The organism is Methylobacterium sp. PvR107, assembly GCF_017833295.1.
In the GTDB taxonomy this organism is placed as follows: domain Bacteria; phylum Pseudomonadota; class Alphaproteobacteria; order Rhizobiales; family Beijerinckiaceae; genus Methylobacterium.
In genome coordinates this window covers 4700261-4715343 of the sequence record NZ_JAFIBW010000001.1, presented here as the reverse complement: position 1 = coordinate 4715343, position 15083 = coordinate 4700261, and the positions used below count along the sequence as shown (strand labels likewise).

Genomic DNA, 15083 nt, shown 5'->3' with positions numbered 1-15083 from the left:
GTGTCGGTTCTCCACGTCGGCCGGCGGGCGACGGCTGACGCCTCGAAAAGCTCGGCCTGGACTGTACCGGGCTCCGGACGGCGCGCCGATGGCTCGATCCGGGCCGGCTGCGCTTGTGTCCGGCCGGAGGGATCACCGAGGCGGGGCCGAACACGCGTGTGAGCCATACCAAGGGCCAGGCAGCTCAGGGCCGCGAGTTCCTCGACCGGGGGGGCCTGACCGACCGAGAGGTGATCCTTGTCCACCGGCGACGGCGAGCAGCATGTTTCCCGGATCCGCCCGGCCAGCGGATCAGGAAGTGGGTCTCAGGCATCGCGCGGGAACCGCTGGATATTCCAGGCTGCCGAGCCCGTGGCCACGGGCATCAACGGCTTGCGGCTAGGCGCGAAGGACTCGTAGATCGGCAGGTGGCGGGCAGCGCAGGTCTCCCAGGTGTGAGCGCGGGCGACTTCGCGGCCGGCGTTGCGAAACTGTGCACGGCGCGCGGGCTCCAGGCTCGTGCGCATCGCCGATGCGATCGCACCGGCATCGTCAGGGTCGGCCGTGAGGGTCTCGACCAAGGCAGGGCCATCGACGCCGGACGACTGCGCCGAGATGATCGCCGGTGTCCCGCACGCCATGGCTTCCAGGACGCAAAGGCCGTAGCTGCCGGTCAGGGATGGCGCGATCAACGTGTCGGCGATTCGGTAGAGGCTTGGCATGTCCGCCTGCGTCATCGGTCCGGCGCGAATCACAGGCTGGCCCGGACCGATCGCCAAGCCCGCGCGCTCGAGCAAGGCGCAGCACCGGGCCTCGTAGCCCGCATGGTCGGCGCGCGCGTCGCCGCCAGCCACGAGGAGTTGCGCATCCGGGACAAGCTGACGGATGGCCGCAAAAGCCTCGATGATCGTGAGCGTGTTCTTGCGCAGCGCAAACCCGCCTACGCTGAGGAAGACGGGCCCTGCGCCGAGCCCGAGCCGGCGGCGCAGATCACCGTCGCCGGATTCAGGCTCCGGCCGGTACACCGCGCCGTCGACACCATGGCCGATCATGTCGGCCCGCATCCCGAACTCGGCCAGCAGCTCTGCGGCTCCGGTCCGGCTGACGCAGAGCAGCCGGCCGGCATCGACGATCGCGCGCTCCTGCCATTGTGCGAGCTGGGACTCGGCAACCATCGTGACGTGATGCACCGTACGCACGAAACCGGGAATGAGGCGGCGGCGGGTCAGGGTCGCCAGCGCGTTGCCGCTGATGCCGCATTGCGCGTGAAAGATGTCGAAGTCGCACGCCGCCGGCGTCGAGAAATGGGCGAGGTAATCGGCGATCCGAGTACCCACCAGGGCAGCGGCCGTTCCGGTCACCGGCTTGGCCGACACCGAAACAACCGGGCACCTTGCGTCACGGAAGAAGCCGCGCCCGCTGGGATCCGGGGCGTGGACCACGGCCTCGTGCCCGTGTGCGCAGAGCGCTTCGCCGAGGGCGAGCGCATGGACCGTGCTGCCGCAGGGTTCGGTCGAGCGCGTGAGGATCGCGATGCGCAAGCTGTCGACCAAGGGACGACCTGTCGTGGCTCGCAGCCGGTCCGGAGTCGCGCCCGAAATTCCGAACCGCGTTCTCCGCCGCCCTGCCGGAGATCCGCAGCAGTCTCGACGCATGGTTCGTGCCGCGTGGGGCTCTCGACGCCGGCCTGCACCATCGGTCTGTCGCCTGACACCGCCCGCAGCCGACGGACGCAAGCAGCAGGATCAGTTTTGCCCGCCCGGCCATCCCGATCCTCGGCGGCCGAGTTCGATAATTTTGTGTTACGAATTCAACGCGCATTAAAGCGAAGGACGGAACCCCACTTTGCAGGCGGGTGTGTCAGATTGTATCCGTTGCTCACGAGAGCCGGAGCAGTCGGTCCCTTGTCCCAGACTATGAACAGCGTTGGTCCCGCCCGGCCGCTCCGGAAGATGCTGCGCCGGCTTGGTGTCCTCTGTAGCCTCTTGGTCGTGCCAACGGCCGTCTTGGCCTACGCGGACCTGCTTCCGGATTCGCTGGATCTTCTCGGACTCGACCTGCGGGAAAGCCCGGACTTGCCGCATGTTGCGCGCCAGATCGCGATCGGCGCGCCGTTGAAGATCGTGGCCTTCGGCTCGTCATCGACGGAGGGTGTGGGCGCTTCCAGCCCGGCCAACGCCTACCCGGCGCGTCTCCAGATCGATCTGCGCAAGAAGCTGCGCGGGATCGACGTCGCCGTGATCAACCGCGGCATCGGCGGTGAGCACGTGGACGACATGCTGGCACGCCTTGATCGGGATGTGATCGCGGCCGAGCCGCAGTTGGTCATCTGGCAGACGGGGAGCAACGATCCCCTGCGCGGAGTCTCGATCGACCATTTCCGTGAGGCCACGGTGGCGGCGATCCGGCGGATCCGTGAGGCCGGCATCGATGTCGTGCTCATGGAGCCGCAATGGTGCCCGAAGCTCGAGGCGACGCCTGGTTCGTCGCGGTTCCTGGACGCGGTGCGCAGCATCGGGGATGAGCTCGACGTGCCGGTCATCCGCCGGGCCGACCTGATGCACGGCTGGGTGCGCGAGGGAAAGCTGACCGCGAAGCAGCTGTTCGCCTCCGACGGCCTGCACATGGCTGATCGCGGCTACGCCCTTCTCGCCGAGGCGGCGGCGCAATCGATCCTGCAGGATGCCGGCAGCACGCAGACGGCCGAGGCCGTCGCGGAGTAAGACCTCTTTTATCGCCACGGATGCGGGTGCTGCTGCGCGGTCATCGTGGATCGGCGGCTGGACGCCGCCGACAAGGCTCCCCATCTCGGCGCGATCGAGAGCGGAGCCGAATCTTGAGCCAAGACGCATTCAGGCATGACGACCGGGGCAACCCGCCTCAGATGCACGCGACCACCATCCTGATGGTCCGGAAGGGCGGCCGTGTCGTGCTCGGCGGCGATGGTCAGGTGAGCCTCGGCCAGACGATCGTGAAGGGCAACGCCCGAAAGGTCCGGCGTCTCGCGAAGGGGGCGGTGATCGGCGGGTTCGCGGGTGCCACGGCCGACGCCTTCACGTTGTTCGAGCGCCTCGAAGCGAAGCTCGAACAATATCCCGGCCAGCTGACCCGGGCCTGCGTGGAGCTGACGAAGGACTGGCGGACCGACCGTTACCTGCGTCGCCTCGAAGCGATGATGCTGGTCGCCGATCGCGACGTAAGCCTTCTCCTGTCGGGATCGGGGGACGTGCTGGAGCCGGAGAGCGGCGTGATGGCAATCGGTTCGGGCGGTAATTATGCGCTCGCGGCCGCACGCGCCTTGGAAGATGGCGAACTCGACGCGGAGGCGATCGTGCGCCGCGCCATGGCGATCGCAGCCGAGATTTGCGTTTACACGAACGGCAATCTCGTGATCGAAGCGCTCGACGCGGCCTGAACCGCCGCAGCAATCCATCCTGCGAACGCGCATGATCAAAACACCGTGACGCGCGAGACTTAAGGCGAACGAGCAGTTCCGTGCGTGCCGGTCCGCGGTTTCGACCGCAGACTGGCGGCGCATCCTGTTCCCGATCATAAACGAATCCATCAGCGACATCTTTGCCAAGATTGCGGATACGCGCTGAGGCAATTAATATCTTTGCGCCTGGACCAAAACTCATATTCGCGCAAGACTTGCCCAATGAGATCTCGGGCATGGCATCCGCTTGCTCATCAGGTGCCCGGCCAGTCGGCCTGCTGACGCTCGCAATACCTGACTCGCATAGTCTCGGCCTGGCTGCGGATCGACAGACGTTCACGCCTGCGAATCATTGTCGATGTCTTCGAGCGCTCACCCAGCCTGCACGAAGTAAGACAAATTTTACACGGTACAAATTAATACGTTCCCGCGAGATCAGCAATTCGATGATGTCGTCGCCTAGTAGGAACTGCAGGATGCGCTTCATCAACGATATTGGGATCGTAACCAAGCTCTCGGTTGCCTTCGGAACACTGACCGCAGTCACCATTGGCATCAGTGCAGTCGGATACAGTCGTTTATCATCGATCGAGCACACCAATGGTTTGACGGAACACACCTATAAAGTTCTGACGGAACTCGAAGGCCTGACCATGTCGATGGTCAATCAGGAGACCGGTCTGCGCGGATACCTCCTGTCTGGAGATCCGAAGTTCCTCGAACCCTTCCGCGCGGGCCAGAAGGCCTACACGGCCGTCATCGCGTCGGCGAGGTCGCTCACCGCCGACAACGCCGAACAGCAAGGGCGCCTCGACGCTGTCGGCCGATCCGCTCAGACGTGGTCGGACGTCGCCGCGAAGGAGATCGCGCTCGTCGAGGCGGGCAATCTCGCGAAGGCCCAGCAGCTCGAGGCCGGAGGCGCCGGAAAGGCGTCGATGGATGCGTTGCGCGCCAAGGTCGACGACGCCGCGCAGGCGGAGCGGGATCTCCTCGCCATCCGGAGCAGCGCGCAGGCGCAATCCTTCAGGACGGCCTACCTCACGAGCATCCTCGGCAGTGCGGCCAGTGTCGTGATCGCAGGTCTGCTGGCGATCCTGGTCTTCGCGATGCTCACACGGCCTCTGAGCCGGCTGGTCGCCGTGCTTCAGCGGATGGCGCGGGGCGAGATCGAGGCGCAGATCGCCGAGGCGCAGCGCGGCGACGAGATCGGCGCCGTGGGGAAGGCCGTGGAGGGCATCAAGGCGATGGTGGCCGAGAAGGCGGCCGCGGACGCTGAGACGAAGCGCAAAGCCGATGCGGCGGCGGCGGCCGAACGGCGGAAGACCATGATCAAGCTGGCGGACGACTTCGACCGCGCAATCGGCGGCATCGTCGGCATGGTCTCGTCCTCGGCCACGCAGTTGCAGGCCACCGCCAGGACCATGTCGGTGACCGCGACCGAGACGTCGAGCCAATCGACCACCGTGGCGGCCGCGGCGGAGGAAGCCGCCTCGAACGTCAACACCGTAGCGGCCGCAGCCGAGGAACTGGGTTCGTCCGTCCAGGAGATAGGCCGGCAGGTGAACGGCTCGGCTCAGCTGGCGCAGCGCGCCGTCAGCGATGCCGACCAGACCGGCGCTCTCGTCCAGGAGTTGAGCGGGTCCGTGGCCCGGATCGGCGATGTGGTCGGCCTGATCTCCAACATCGCCGGACAGACCAATCTGCTGGCGCTCAACGCGACCATCGAAGCCGCCCGGGCCGGCGCGGCGGGCAAGGGCTTCGCCGTGGTGGCCGCGGAGGTGAAAGCGTTGGCCGAGCAGACCGCCAAGGCCACGCATGAGATCTCCGGCCAGATCGCTCAGATCCAGGCCTCGACGGGGCAGGCCGTGGCGGCCATCGGCGGTATCACCGGTCGCATCCGTGAGATCAGCGGTGTCGCCACGTCCATAGCGGCAGCCGTCGAGGAGCAGGGCGCGGCCACGCAGGAGATCGTTCGGAACGTCGCGCAGGCGGCTCTCGGAGCCGGCGAGGTGACGACCAACATCTCCGGCGTCGCCGGCGCGGCCGAAGAGACGGGTGCCGCGGCCGATCAGGTCCTCGGTGCAGCCTCGGAATTGTCGCGCCAGTCCGAAAGCCTCACGGCCGAGGTCGGGCGCTTTCTCGAGACCGTGCGGGCGGCGTGAGAGCGCCGCCAGGATTGATCGCGTTGATCGGCGCACCTCCCGGCGAGAGGAGACCGGGAGGTGCAGATTGGAGCGCTTCGATGACCGATGGGCGAACCACGCGTCCAGCTGAATTCAGGCGGAAACCAGTGTAGATCCCGCTAGTGAGTTAACGGGCTTTTGAACAATTAGCGCCATTTTTCTCCAACCACGCCTCGGGGTTGGAATACAATGCAAATCGGCGCAAAACTCCTGGGCTTTGTGGCGGCCTGCAGCCTGACGACGCTGGTCGTCGCCGGTGTCAGCGTGGCGACGCTCCAAAGCTTCGAGCAGTCGTTGACGCGTGTCGAGAATGCCTCGATCCGCGCACTCAACGCCGCGAACTTCAACCGCCTCGCCGCCGAAGTCACTATGGACTCGCGCGGCGTCTACGCGTCCGCCGACCGGGCCGAAGCGGCGAAATATGCCGCCGGCCTTCGCAAGAGCTTGGCCGACATGGACGCGCTGCGCGCCGCGTGGGCGCCACTGGTGACCGAGGCCGAACGACCGCTCTTCGACACGATGACGCGCAATGCCGACGCCTTCCGGGCGCTGCGCACGACCCTCGCGGAGGCGGGGGAGACGGTGAGCCCCCGCGCTGCCGCCGAGCTCGGCTTCAACGACGCGAACCGTGCCAACCGCAAAGCCTTCCAGGCGAGCATCGATACCCTGGTGAACCAGGGGCGTGCCGAGATGGCGGCCATCAAGGGCGAGACGCAGGCGCTGTTCCAGGCGCGGACGCTGCTTCTCGTGGGCCTCGCCCTGGCCGGAGCCCTGATCTGCGGCGCGCTCGGCCTGCTCGTGGGGCAGCGCCAGATCGCCCGGCCGCTTCGGGCGGTCTCGGATGCGATCCAACGCCTGTCGCGCGGCGATCACGTCCTGCCGGCCATCAAGCCCAGCCGCGACGAGATCGGGGCGATCTGGGCGAGCATGCAGGTCTTCAGCGCGACCATGCGGGACGCCGAAGCCCTGCGACAGGACAACGAGCGCATGGGCGTCGAGGCGACGACGCGCAAGCGGGCCGAGATGTCGGGTCTCGCGGACAGGTTCCAGGGCAGCATCGGCGGCCTCGTCGATCATCTCGCGGGCGCTGCGGCCGGGATGGAGCGCACCGCCGCCGCGATGGCCGGGAACGCCGAGCACACCGGCGCGCAGTCGCAGGCGGTGACACGCGCGGCCGAGACCACCGCGCACAACGTCGAGGCGGTCGCGGCCGCCACGGAGGAACTCGCCGCCACCGCGAGCGAGATCGGGGTTCAGGTGACCCAGACGTCCACCGCCGCCGAGAGCGCTGTCGAGGCGGCGCGGCGGACGCGCACCAGCGTGCAGGCGCTGGCCCGCAGTGCCGACGGCATCGGGCAGGTCGTCTCCCTCATCTCGACGATCGCGGGCCAGACCAACCTCCTGGCGCTGAACGCTACGATCGAGGCCGCCCGGGCCGGCGAAGCTGGCCGCGGCTTCGCTGTCGTCGCCACCGAGGTGAAGGACCTCGCGACCCAGACCGCCAAGGCCACCGAGGAAATCGCCGGCCAGATCGCCGCCATGCGCGCCGCGACCCACGAGGCTGTCGCCGCCATCGAGGAGATCGGTGGCACGATCGAGCAGGTCCACGGTATCGCGCTCGGCGTCGCCGCGGCGGTGGAGGAGCAGCAGCTCGCCACGCAGGAGATTGCCCGCAGCGTGTCCGAGGCCGCGAGCGGCACCCGGTCGGTCACCGAGACGATGGCGCATGTCCTCGAGGCCGCCCGCCAGACCGGCGCCAGCGCGGCCGAGGTGCTGGACGCGGCCGCCGACATCGCGCGCCGCTCCAACGGGCTCGGCGGCGAGGTCGCCGGCTTCGTGGCACAGGTGCGCGCCGCCTGAGCCGCGGCGCCGCTTCGAAGCGATATTGCATTGCAGCGCAGGGGCCCGTAGGGTCCGGGCATTCGCAAGGACCCGGTGAAAGCCCGGGTGGCTCTTCCGGCCGCCGATCCGCCGGACCACGCATTCGAGACGCTGATCGCTCCGCCCAAGCCTGCGGACACGCGTCCCGTGCGGAACTTACATGTCACACACAGTATCGAGACTGGCCGGCCTCCTTCACGGGTGGAGGTCGAACGTGCGTGCCGACGCCTTGTCGGGAATCGTCGTCGCGCTCGCGCTGATCCCGGAAGCCATCGGGTTCTCGGTCATCGCCGGAGTCGACCCGAAGGTCGGCCTCTACGCCTCGGTGGTGATCGCCTGCACGATCGCATTCGCGGGCGGCCGCCCGGCGATGATCTCGGCGGCCACGGCCGCCACCGCGGTCGTGATGGTCGACCTCGTGCGCGAGCACGGCGTCCAGTACCTGTTCGCCGCCACCATCCTGATGGGGCTGATCCAGATCCTCGCGGGCCTGCTGAAGCTCGGCCGGCTGATGCGCTTCGTGTCGCAATCGGTCATGACCGGCTTCGTCAACGCGCTGGCGATCCTGATCTTCCTGGCGCAGCTTCCGGAGCTGACCGGCGTCACGCCCGCCACCTACGGGCTGATCGCCCTGGGTCTCGCGATCATCTACGGCTTTCCGCGGATCACGCGGGCGATCCCGTCACCGCTCGTGGCGATCGCGGTGCTGACCGCGCTGACGGCGGCGTTCCACCTCGACGTCCGGACGGTCTCGCATCTGGGCGCCCTGCCCTCGGCGCTGCCGAGCTTCGCCCTGCCCGATGTGCCCCTCACCCTCGAAACACTGCAGATCCTGCTGCCCTACGCGGCGACCCTGGCGGCGGTGGGGCTGCTGGAAAGCCTGCTCACCGCGCAGATCGTCGACGACATGACCGATACCGGCAGCGACAAGAACCGCGAATGCATCGGCCAGGGTGTCGCCAACATGGCCTCGGCGGTGTTCGGCGGCATGGGCGGCTGCGCGATGATCGGCCAGTCGGTGATCAACGTCTCGTCGGGGGCGCGCGGGCGGCTATCGACGCTGGTGGCCGGCGCCTTCCTGCTGGCCCTCCTCGTGTCACTGCAGGGCCTGCTCGCCGTCGTTCCGGTTGCGGCGCTCACGGCGGTGATGATCATGGTCTCGCTGAACACCTTCTCATGGCGCTCGCTGGCGCAGCTGCGCACCAACCCCCTGCCGTCCTCGACGGTGATGCTGGCGACCGTCCTGGTCGTGGTGGCAACCCGCGACCTCGCCATCGGCGTACTGGTGGGCGTGCTCCTGTCCGGCGTGTTCTTCGCCGGGAAAGTGTCGCGGCTGAGCGGGGTGACATCCGCGCTTTCCGCCGATGGTGGGACCCGGACCTATCACGTCACCGGCCAGGTCTTCTTCGCCTCGGCCGGGACCTTCACGGAAGCGATCGACGTGCTTGAGCCAGTCGAGCGCCTCGTCATCGACGTGCACGCCGCGCATTTCTGGGACATCTCGGCGGTCGCCGCCCTCGACCGCACGGTCCTCAAGGCTCGCGCGCGGGGACGGAGCGTCGAGGTGATCGGCCTCAATGCCGCCAGCGCCACCCTGGTCGAGCGGTTCGGCACGCACGACAAAGCCGGCGCGGCGCCGTCGCTGGCAAGCCATTGAGGCGGCTATTCGCGCGCGCGCGGCCTCTTGCGCGCGGCGGCGCGCGACCCCATTCCCGCGAAGGGCCAGCGTTTCGGGCCGGGAAACAGGGATGGCTAAGCGGTGACGACGTTCTCTCCGCGCGAGATCGTGTCCGAACTCGATCGCTTCATCGTCGGGCAGCACGACGCCAAGCGCGCCGTCGCGATCGCGCTGCGCAACCGCTGGCGCCGCCAGCAGCTCACCGGTCCGCTCCGCGAGGAGGTGGCGCCCAAGAACATCCTGATGATCGGCCCGACGGGCTGCGGCAAGACCGAGATCGCCCGGCGCCTCGCCCGCCTCGCCAACGCGCCGTTCCTGAAGATCGAGGCCACCAAGTTCACCGAGGTCGGCTATGTCGGCCGGGACGTGGAGCAGATCGTCCGCGACCTCGTGGAGGTGGCGATCGGCCTGACCCGTCAGGTGAAGCGCGAGGGCGTGAAGGCCAAGGCCGAGGCCGCGGCGGAGAACCGGATCCTCGATGCGCTGGTCGGGCCCACCGCGAGCGCCGCCACCCGTGACAGCTTCCGCCGCAAGCTCCGCAACAACGAGCTTGATGACAAGGAGGTCGAGCTGGAGCTGGCTGCCGGCGCGCCCGCCGGCATGCCGATGTTCGAGATTCCCGGCATGCCGGGCGCGTCCATGGGGGCGATCAACATCGGCGACATGCTGGGCAAGGCGCTCGGCGGCCAGCGCGGCAAGCCGCGGCGGATCCTGGTGCGGGACGCCTACGCGCCGCTGATGGCCGAGGAATCCGATAAGCTCGTCGACGACGAGGCGCTGGTGCGCGAGGCGATCCGCGAGGTCGAGAACAACGGCATCGTCTTCCTGGACGAGATCGACAAGATCTGCGCCCGCGAGGGCCGCGCGTCCGGCGACGTCTCCCGCGAGGGCGTGCAGCGCGACCTGCTGCCGCTGATCGAGGGCACGACGGTCGCCACCAAGCACGGCCCGGTGAAGACCGACCACATCCTCTTCATCGCCTCCGGCGCCTTCCACGTCTCGAAGCCCGCGGACCTCCTGCCGGAATTGCAGGGGCGCCTTCCGATCCGGGTCGAGCTGCAGCCGCTCACCGTGGACGATTTCAAGCAGATCCTGACCACGACCGAGGCGAGCCTGATCAAGCAGACCGTCGCCCTGATGCAGACCGAGGGCGTGACCCTCGCCTTCACGGAAGACGCGGTGGACGCGCTCGCCCGGGTTGCCGTCGAGGTGAATTCCTCGGTGGAGAATATCGGTGCCCGCCGTCTGCAGACGGTCCTGGAACGGGTGATCGACGAGATCTCGTTCACGGCGACCGACCGGTCGGGCGAGACCGTCCCGATCGATGCCGCCTATGTGCGCGCCCGGGTGCAGGATCTCGCGGCCAACGCGGATCTGAGCCGGTTCATCCTGTGAGCATCCTCGGGCGGGGCGCCCCGTCCGCAGTCGGGCTGTCGGTCGCGGCCCTGGTCGCCGGCATGGTCTCGCTTCAGTGCGGGGCGACCTTCGCCAAGAGCCTGTTCCCGGCCATCGGTGCGGCCGGGACGTCCGCGCTGCGGGTCGGCTTCTCGGCGCTGATCCTCATCGCCGTGTGGCGGCCGTGGCGGCGATGCCTGCCGGCGCGGGAGGCGGGCTGGATCGCGCTCTACGGTTCGGCCCTGGGATTGATGAACCTGCTGTTCTACCTCGCCCTGGCGCGGCTGCCCCTCGGTCCGGCCGTGGCGATCGAGTTCGCGGGGCCCCTGGCCGTCGCGCTGATCGCCTCGCGGCGCCGGTCCGATTTCCTGTGGATCGGCCTTGCCGTCATCGGGCTGATGCTGCTCCTGCCGATCGCCACGACCGACGGGCTCGATCCCGTCGGCGTCGCGCTCGATCTCGGGGCGGCGCTCGCCTGGGCACTCTACATCCTGTTCGGCCAGCGCGCCGGCCGGGTCGATGGCGGCCAGGCGGTGTCGCTCGGCATGTTCACCGCCGCACTCGTGGCGGCACCGTTCGGTGTGGCCGAGGCGGGTGCGAGCCTTCTCGCGCCTGAAATCCTGCTCTCCGGGCTGGCGGTCGCGATCATGTCGAGCGCCCTGCCCTACTCGCTGGAGATGGTGGCCCTTCGGCGCCTCGACCGGAAGAGCTTCGGCGTGCTCATGAGCCTGGAACCGGCCGTCGCGGCCTGTGCCGGCCTCGTGCTGCTGGGCGAACGAATCAGCGCCGTACAATGGCTCGCGATCGGCCTCGTCATCGCGGCCTCAGTGGGGATCACGGTCGGTTCGCGGCGATCGGCGCCGCCGGTGGCGATCCTGGAGACGTGAGCGGCGGTTACTTGCCGGCGAGAACGCGCGAGGCGACGTTGATATACTTGCGACCGGCTTCCTGGGCGTGGAGCACCGCGTCGCCGAGATTCTCCTCGTCGCGGACGCTGGCAAGCTTGATCAGCATCGGCAGATTTATCCCCGCGACGACCTCGACCGATCCGCCGTTCATGCAGGAGAGCGCGAGATTCGACGGTGTGCCGCCGAACATGTCGGTCAGCACCACCACACCCTCTCCGGTATTGACGCGACAGACCGCGGACATGATGTCCCGTCGTCGCAGCTCCATATCGTCCTCCGGCCCGATCGTGATCGTTTCGATCTGATCCTGCGGGCCGACCACGTGCTCCAGAGCGGCCTTGAACTCGGTCGCCAGCAGCCCGTGAGTGACGAGCACCATGCCAATCATCGACACGTGTTCCAACGTCCTGTGTGTGCTGCCATGTTGTGCATCGCACAGCCCCCCACAAGGCGAACGCGACTTTTTTGCCCGGACATCGCTGTAATCATGCCATGGCTGCCTCGTGCGCGCCATGGGGGGATACCACCGTTGCGCGACTCGGCACACCTGTGCGGCTGCGAAGTCACGGCTGCCCTTTTCGCAGCGCCGCACGAATGATCAGCGGCGCGAGGCCCGCGGCACGCACGCCGACGTCGAGCGTGACCTGCGGGAGCTTGACCCCGAGCAGGTCCACCGGATCGATCGGTTCGGGCAGGCGCGGCACCTCAGGAACCAAATCGACGGCGAGGTGCAGAGCCGTTTCGGCGCAGGGCACAAGACCGAGATCGGTGAGCGACAGGATGCCCTGTCCCCGCACCTCGACCCGGCCGGCCAGCGCGGGATGCGGCCGGGCCACGAGCCGTGTGCCCTCCCGTGCGCAGATGACCCGGTCGTCCGCCACGAACGTCCCGTCCTCGGCAGATGCGAGAAGCAGTGCCAGACTTGTCTTCCCGGACCCGGACTCGCCGCGGACCAGGATCCCGGCGCCGCCGAGCGTGCAGCAGGCGGCATGGAGCGTGATCATCAGGCGTGAAGCTGGCGGGGCGCCGCCGGCAGGCGCACGATGAAGCGCGCGCCGCGGATTGTCGGCTCGCCATCCTCGTCGGGTGCGCCGGGACGGTTCTCGGCCCGAATCGTCCCGCGATGCGCCTGGACGATCTGGCGCGAGATCGACAGGCCCAGGCCCGAATTCTGGCCAAAGCCCTGCTCGGGCCGGTCGGTGTAGAATCGCTCGAAGATCCGCTCCAGCGCGTGCTCCGGAATGCCCGGTCCCTCGTCCTCGCAGATCAGCTCGACCTCGCCGCGAACCCGACGCAGCACGACGCGAACCTTCGCGTCCGACGGCGAGAACGAGCGTGCATTGTCGAGGAGGTTGTTCACGACCTGTCCGAGCCGGCTGTCATGGCCGATGATCGTGAACGGCGCATCGAGGTCCGATGCCGTCGCCTCGACGTCGAGCTGAATGAGGCAGTCCTTGGGCCGGCGTCGCTCGTTGGCGACCGACACGACCGTGGTGAGAAGCCGCCGCAGGTCGACCCGGCGCGCCTCCGCGCGGGCGAGCTCGGCATCGAGGCGCGAAGCGTCGGCGATGTCGCTGATCAGCCGGTCGAGGCGCTTCACGTCGTGCTGGATGATCGCCATCAGCCGGCCGCGCGAATCATCTGTCTTGGCGAGCGGCAGAGTCTCCACGGCGCTGCGCAGCGAGGTGAGCGGGTTCTTCAGCTCGTGGCTGACGTCGGCTGCGAAGCTCTCGATCGCGTCGATCCGCCGGTAGAGCGCCTGAGTCATGTCGCGGAGCGCTCCGGACAGGTGGCCGATCTCGTCGGTGCGCTCGGTGAAGTCCGGAATCTCCTCGCGGGTCTTGATGCCCATGCGCACCTTCTCGGCAGCCTCCGCGAGGCGCCGCACCGGGCCCGCAATGGCGCCCGCGAGCAGGAACGACAGCACCACCATCACGGCCGAGGCGACGAGGAACACCTGCAGAAGGCCGAAGCGTTCCGAGGCGATGACGCGGTCGATGGCGTCGCCCTGCGTCGAGATGAGCAGGGCGCCGCGGACCGAGCCGGCCCGGTGGATCGGCACGGCCACCGAGACGGTGGTCTCGCCGAGTTTGTTGCGCCGGACGAGGCTGCCGCGATTGCCGCCGAGGGCGGCCTGGACTTCGCGGAGCGAATGGCCGTTCACCGGACCGGTCTCCTCGGCCTGCTCGGTGCGGCTGCGGAACAGGCCACCCAGCTTGGTTTGGACCGTCTCGAAGGCGGATTCGAGCATACCCGGCTTGTGCGGCTTGGGCTCGAGCGGATCCGGCCGGCCGGCGTCCCCGCGCTTGAACAGGGTGCGGGTATCGAACAGGAGGCCGCCCTCCTGATCGTAGACGCGGGCGCGATTGCCGGTGGGGGTGACGAGACGCGAGAGCAGCGGCGCCACCTTCTCCGGGTTGAGCGAGAAGGCGAGCGGCTGCGATTCCTCTTCCGCCGCCTCGCCGGCCTGCTGCTGGAGCAGCTTGTCGGGATCAATGCGGATGGTGTCGGTATCCACCGACGCGGAAGCCGCGATCGCCCCGGCGATGATCTCGCCCTGTATGGCGAGGCTCTGGATCCGGGCTTGGATGAGGCCCTGGCGGAACTGGTTGAGGTAGAGGAACCCGACGAGCAGCGCGATCAGCCCGACGAGGTTGAGGACGACGATGCGGCGCGTCAGGCTCGACGAGGCGCGCTGGCCGACCGCGTCCCAAAGGGCGCGCGGCCAACCGAGCGGACGCGACAGGGCTTGGGTCAGCGAGGCGCGGGCCGGGGCATCCTCGGCCTGGGCGGGCATACGGGTGGACATGCGGCGGATCCTGAAGATCACGCCTCCTTGAACCGGTACCCGACTCCGTAGAGCGTCTCGATCATGTCGAAGCTCTGGTCCGTCACCTTGAACTTCTTCCGCAGCCGCTTGATGTGGCTGTCGATGGTGCGGTCGTCGACGTAGACCTGGTCGTCGTAGGCCGCGTCCATCAGGGCGTTTCGGCTCTTCACCACGCCGGGACGCTGCGCCAGGGCCTGGAGGATCAGGAACTCCGTCACCGTCAGGGTGACCGCCTCACCCTTCCAAGTGCAGGTATGGCGCTCCGGGTCCATCATCAGCGCGCCGCGCTCCAGCGAGCGTGCGGCGATCTCCTCGGCACCGCGCGGCGTGGCGCCGGGCGCCTCCTTGGCGAAGCGGCGCAGGACCGCCTTCACCCGCTCCACGAGCAGCCGCTGCGAGAACGGCTTATGGATGAAGTCGTCGGCGCCCATCTTGAGGCCGAACAGCTCGTCGATCTCCTCGTCCTTCGAGGTCAAAAAGATCACGGGAAGGTCAGATTTCTGCCGCAGGCGTCGGAGAAGCTCCATCCCGTCCATGCGGGGCATCTTGATGTCGAAGATCGCGAGATCGGGCGGCGAATGCCGCAGACCGTCGAGGGCCGAGGCGCCGTCCGTATAGGTCTGGATGCGGTAGCCTTCGGTCTCAAGCGCGATCGACACCGACGTGAGGATATTCCGGTCGTCGTCGACGAGGGCGATGGTCGGCATGCGCGGTCCCTGACTGAACGGGCTCAAGCGCGGTCCCGGCTCAACGCACAGGCCGCGCCACGTCCCGGCCCCCGAGGGGCAGGCGG

At 68.2% G+C, this 15083-nt stretch carries 12 protein-coding genes and 1 other annotated feature; of the genes, 7 read left to right on the top strand and 5 right to left on the bottom strand.

All coding sequences use genetic code 11. The annotated features are described in order from the left end of the window. Positions 1-305: 305 nt before the first annotated feature. Entirely contained in the window at positions 306-1532 is a 1227-nt protein-coding gene (locus tag JOE48_RS22260; protein ID WP_210035984.1) for an MSMEG_0565 family glycosyltransferase, read from the bottom strand. A gap of 363 nt (positions 1533-1895) precedes the next feature. On the opposite strand from JOE48_RS22260, the gene JOE48_RS22255 reads away from it, so the two are divergent. The 7 genes from JOE48_RS22255 (at position 1896) to JOE48_RS22225 (ending at position 11439) form a co-directional block, all read left to right on the top strand. After that, positions 1896-2702, top strand: a complete 807-nt coding sequence (locus JOE48_RS22255; protein WP_210035983.1) for an SGNH/GDSL hydrolase family protein — start codon at positions 1896-1898, stop codon at positions 2700-2702. 161 nt (positions 2703-2863) lie between these two features. Continuing rightward, on the top strand, positions 2864-3394 hold the full coding sequence (gene hslV, locus JOE48_RS22250) for an ATP-dependent protease subunit HslV (protein WP_192707359.1): 531 nt from the start codon (positions 2864-2866) through the stop codon (positions 3392-3394). A gap of 497 nt (positions 3395-3891) precedes the next feature. Continuing rightward, positions 3892-5577, top strand: a complete 1686-nt coding sequence (locus JOE48_RS22245) for a methyl-accepting chemotaxis protein (protein WP_210035982.1) — start codon at positions 3892-3894, stop codon at positions 5575-5577. Between the two features lie 210 nt (positions 5578-5787). Next, positions 5788-7458, top strand: a complete 1671-nt coding sequence (locus tag JOE48_RS22240; protein WP_210032955.1) for a methyl-accepting chemotaxis protein — start codon at positions 5788-5790, stop codon at positions 7456-7458. A 65-nt stretch (positions 7459-7523) separates the two neighbouring features. Then, positions 7524-7579: a sequence feature (sul1 is cis-regulatory element that is thought to sense ions involved in sulfur or methionine metabolism; They are found in Alphaproteobacteria), on the top strand. Between the two features lie 60 nt (positions 7580-7639). Then, positions 7640-9136 (top strand): SulP family inorganic anion transporter, encoded by a 1497-nt coding sequence (locus JOE48_RS22235; RefSeq protein ID WP_210032953.1) that lies wholly within the window; start codon positions 7640-7642, stop codon positions 9134-9136. Between the two features lie 102 nt (positions 9137-9238). After that, a complete protein-coding gene (hslU, locus tag JOE48_RS22230; protein WP_210032951.1) occupies positions 9239-10552 on the top strand; it encodes an ATP-dependent protease ATPase subunit HslU in 1314 nt (437 codons plus the stop codon). 2 nt (positions 10553-10554) lie between these two features. Next, positions 10555-11439, top strand: a complete 885-nt coding sequence (locus JOE48_RS22225) for an EamA family transporter (RefSeq protein WP_409518646.1) — start codon at positions 10555-10557, stop codon at positions 11437-11439. A 7-nt stretch (positions 11440-11446) separates the two neighbouring features. Here JOE48_RS22225 and JOE48_RS22220 read toward each other — a convergent pair whose 3' ends face one another. The 4 genes from JOE48_RS22220 to JOE48_RS22205 form a co-directional block, all read right to left on the bottom strand. Next, the gene (locus tag JOE48_RS22220; protein ID WP_091714599.1) at positions 11447-11848 is read right to left on the bottom strand and encodes a PTS sugar transporter subunit IIA; all 402 of its coding nucleotides are present in this window, start codon (positions 11846-11848) and stop codon (positions 11447-11449) included. 175 nt (positions 11849-12023) lie between these two features. Beyond that, positions 12024-12464: an HPr kinase/phosphorylase gene (locus JOE48_RS22215; protein ID WP_210032949.1), complete on the bottom strand. Its 441-nt coding sequence runs from the start codon at positions 12462-12464 to the stop codon at positions 12024-12026. Continuing rightward, the gene (locus JOE48_RS22210) at positions 12464-14257 is read right to left on the bottom strand and encodes a stimulus-sensing domain-containing protein (RefSeq protein WP_409518645.1); all 1794 of its coding nucleotides are present in this window, start codon (positions 14255-14257) and stop codon (positions 12464-12466) included. Before JOE48_RS22210 ends, JOE48_RS22215 begins: the two co-directional genes overlap by 1 nt. A gap of 29 nt (positions 14258-14286) precedes the next feature. Then, positions 14287-14997, bottom strand: a complete 711-nt coding sequence (locus JOE48_RS22205; protein ID WP_210032945.1) for a response regulator transcription factor — start codon at positions 14995-14997, stop codon at positions 14287-14289. Positions 14998-15083: the final 86 nt, after the last annotated feature.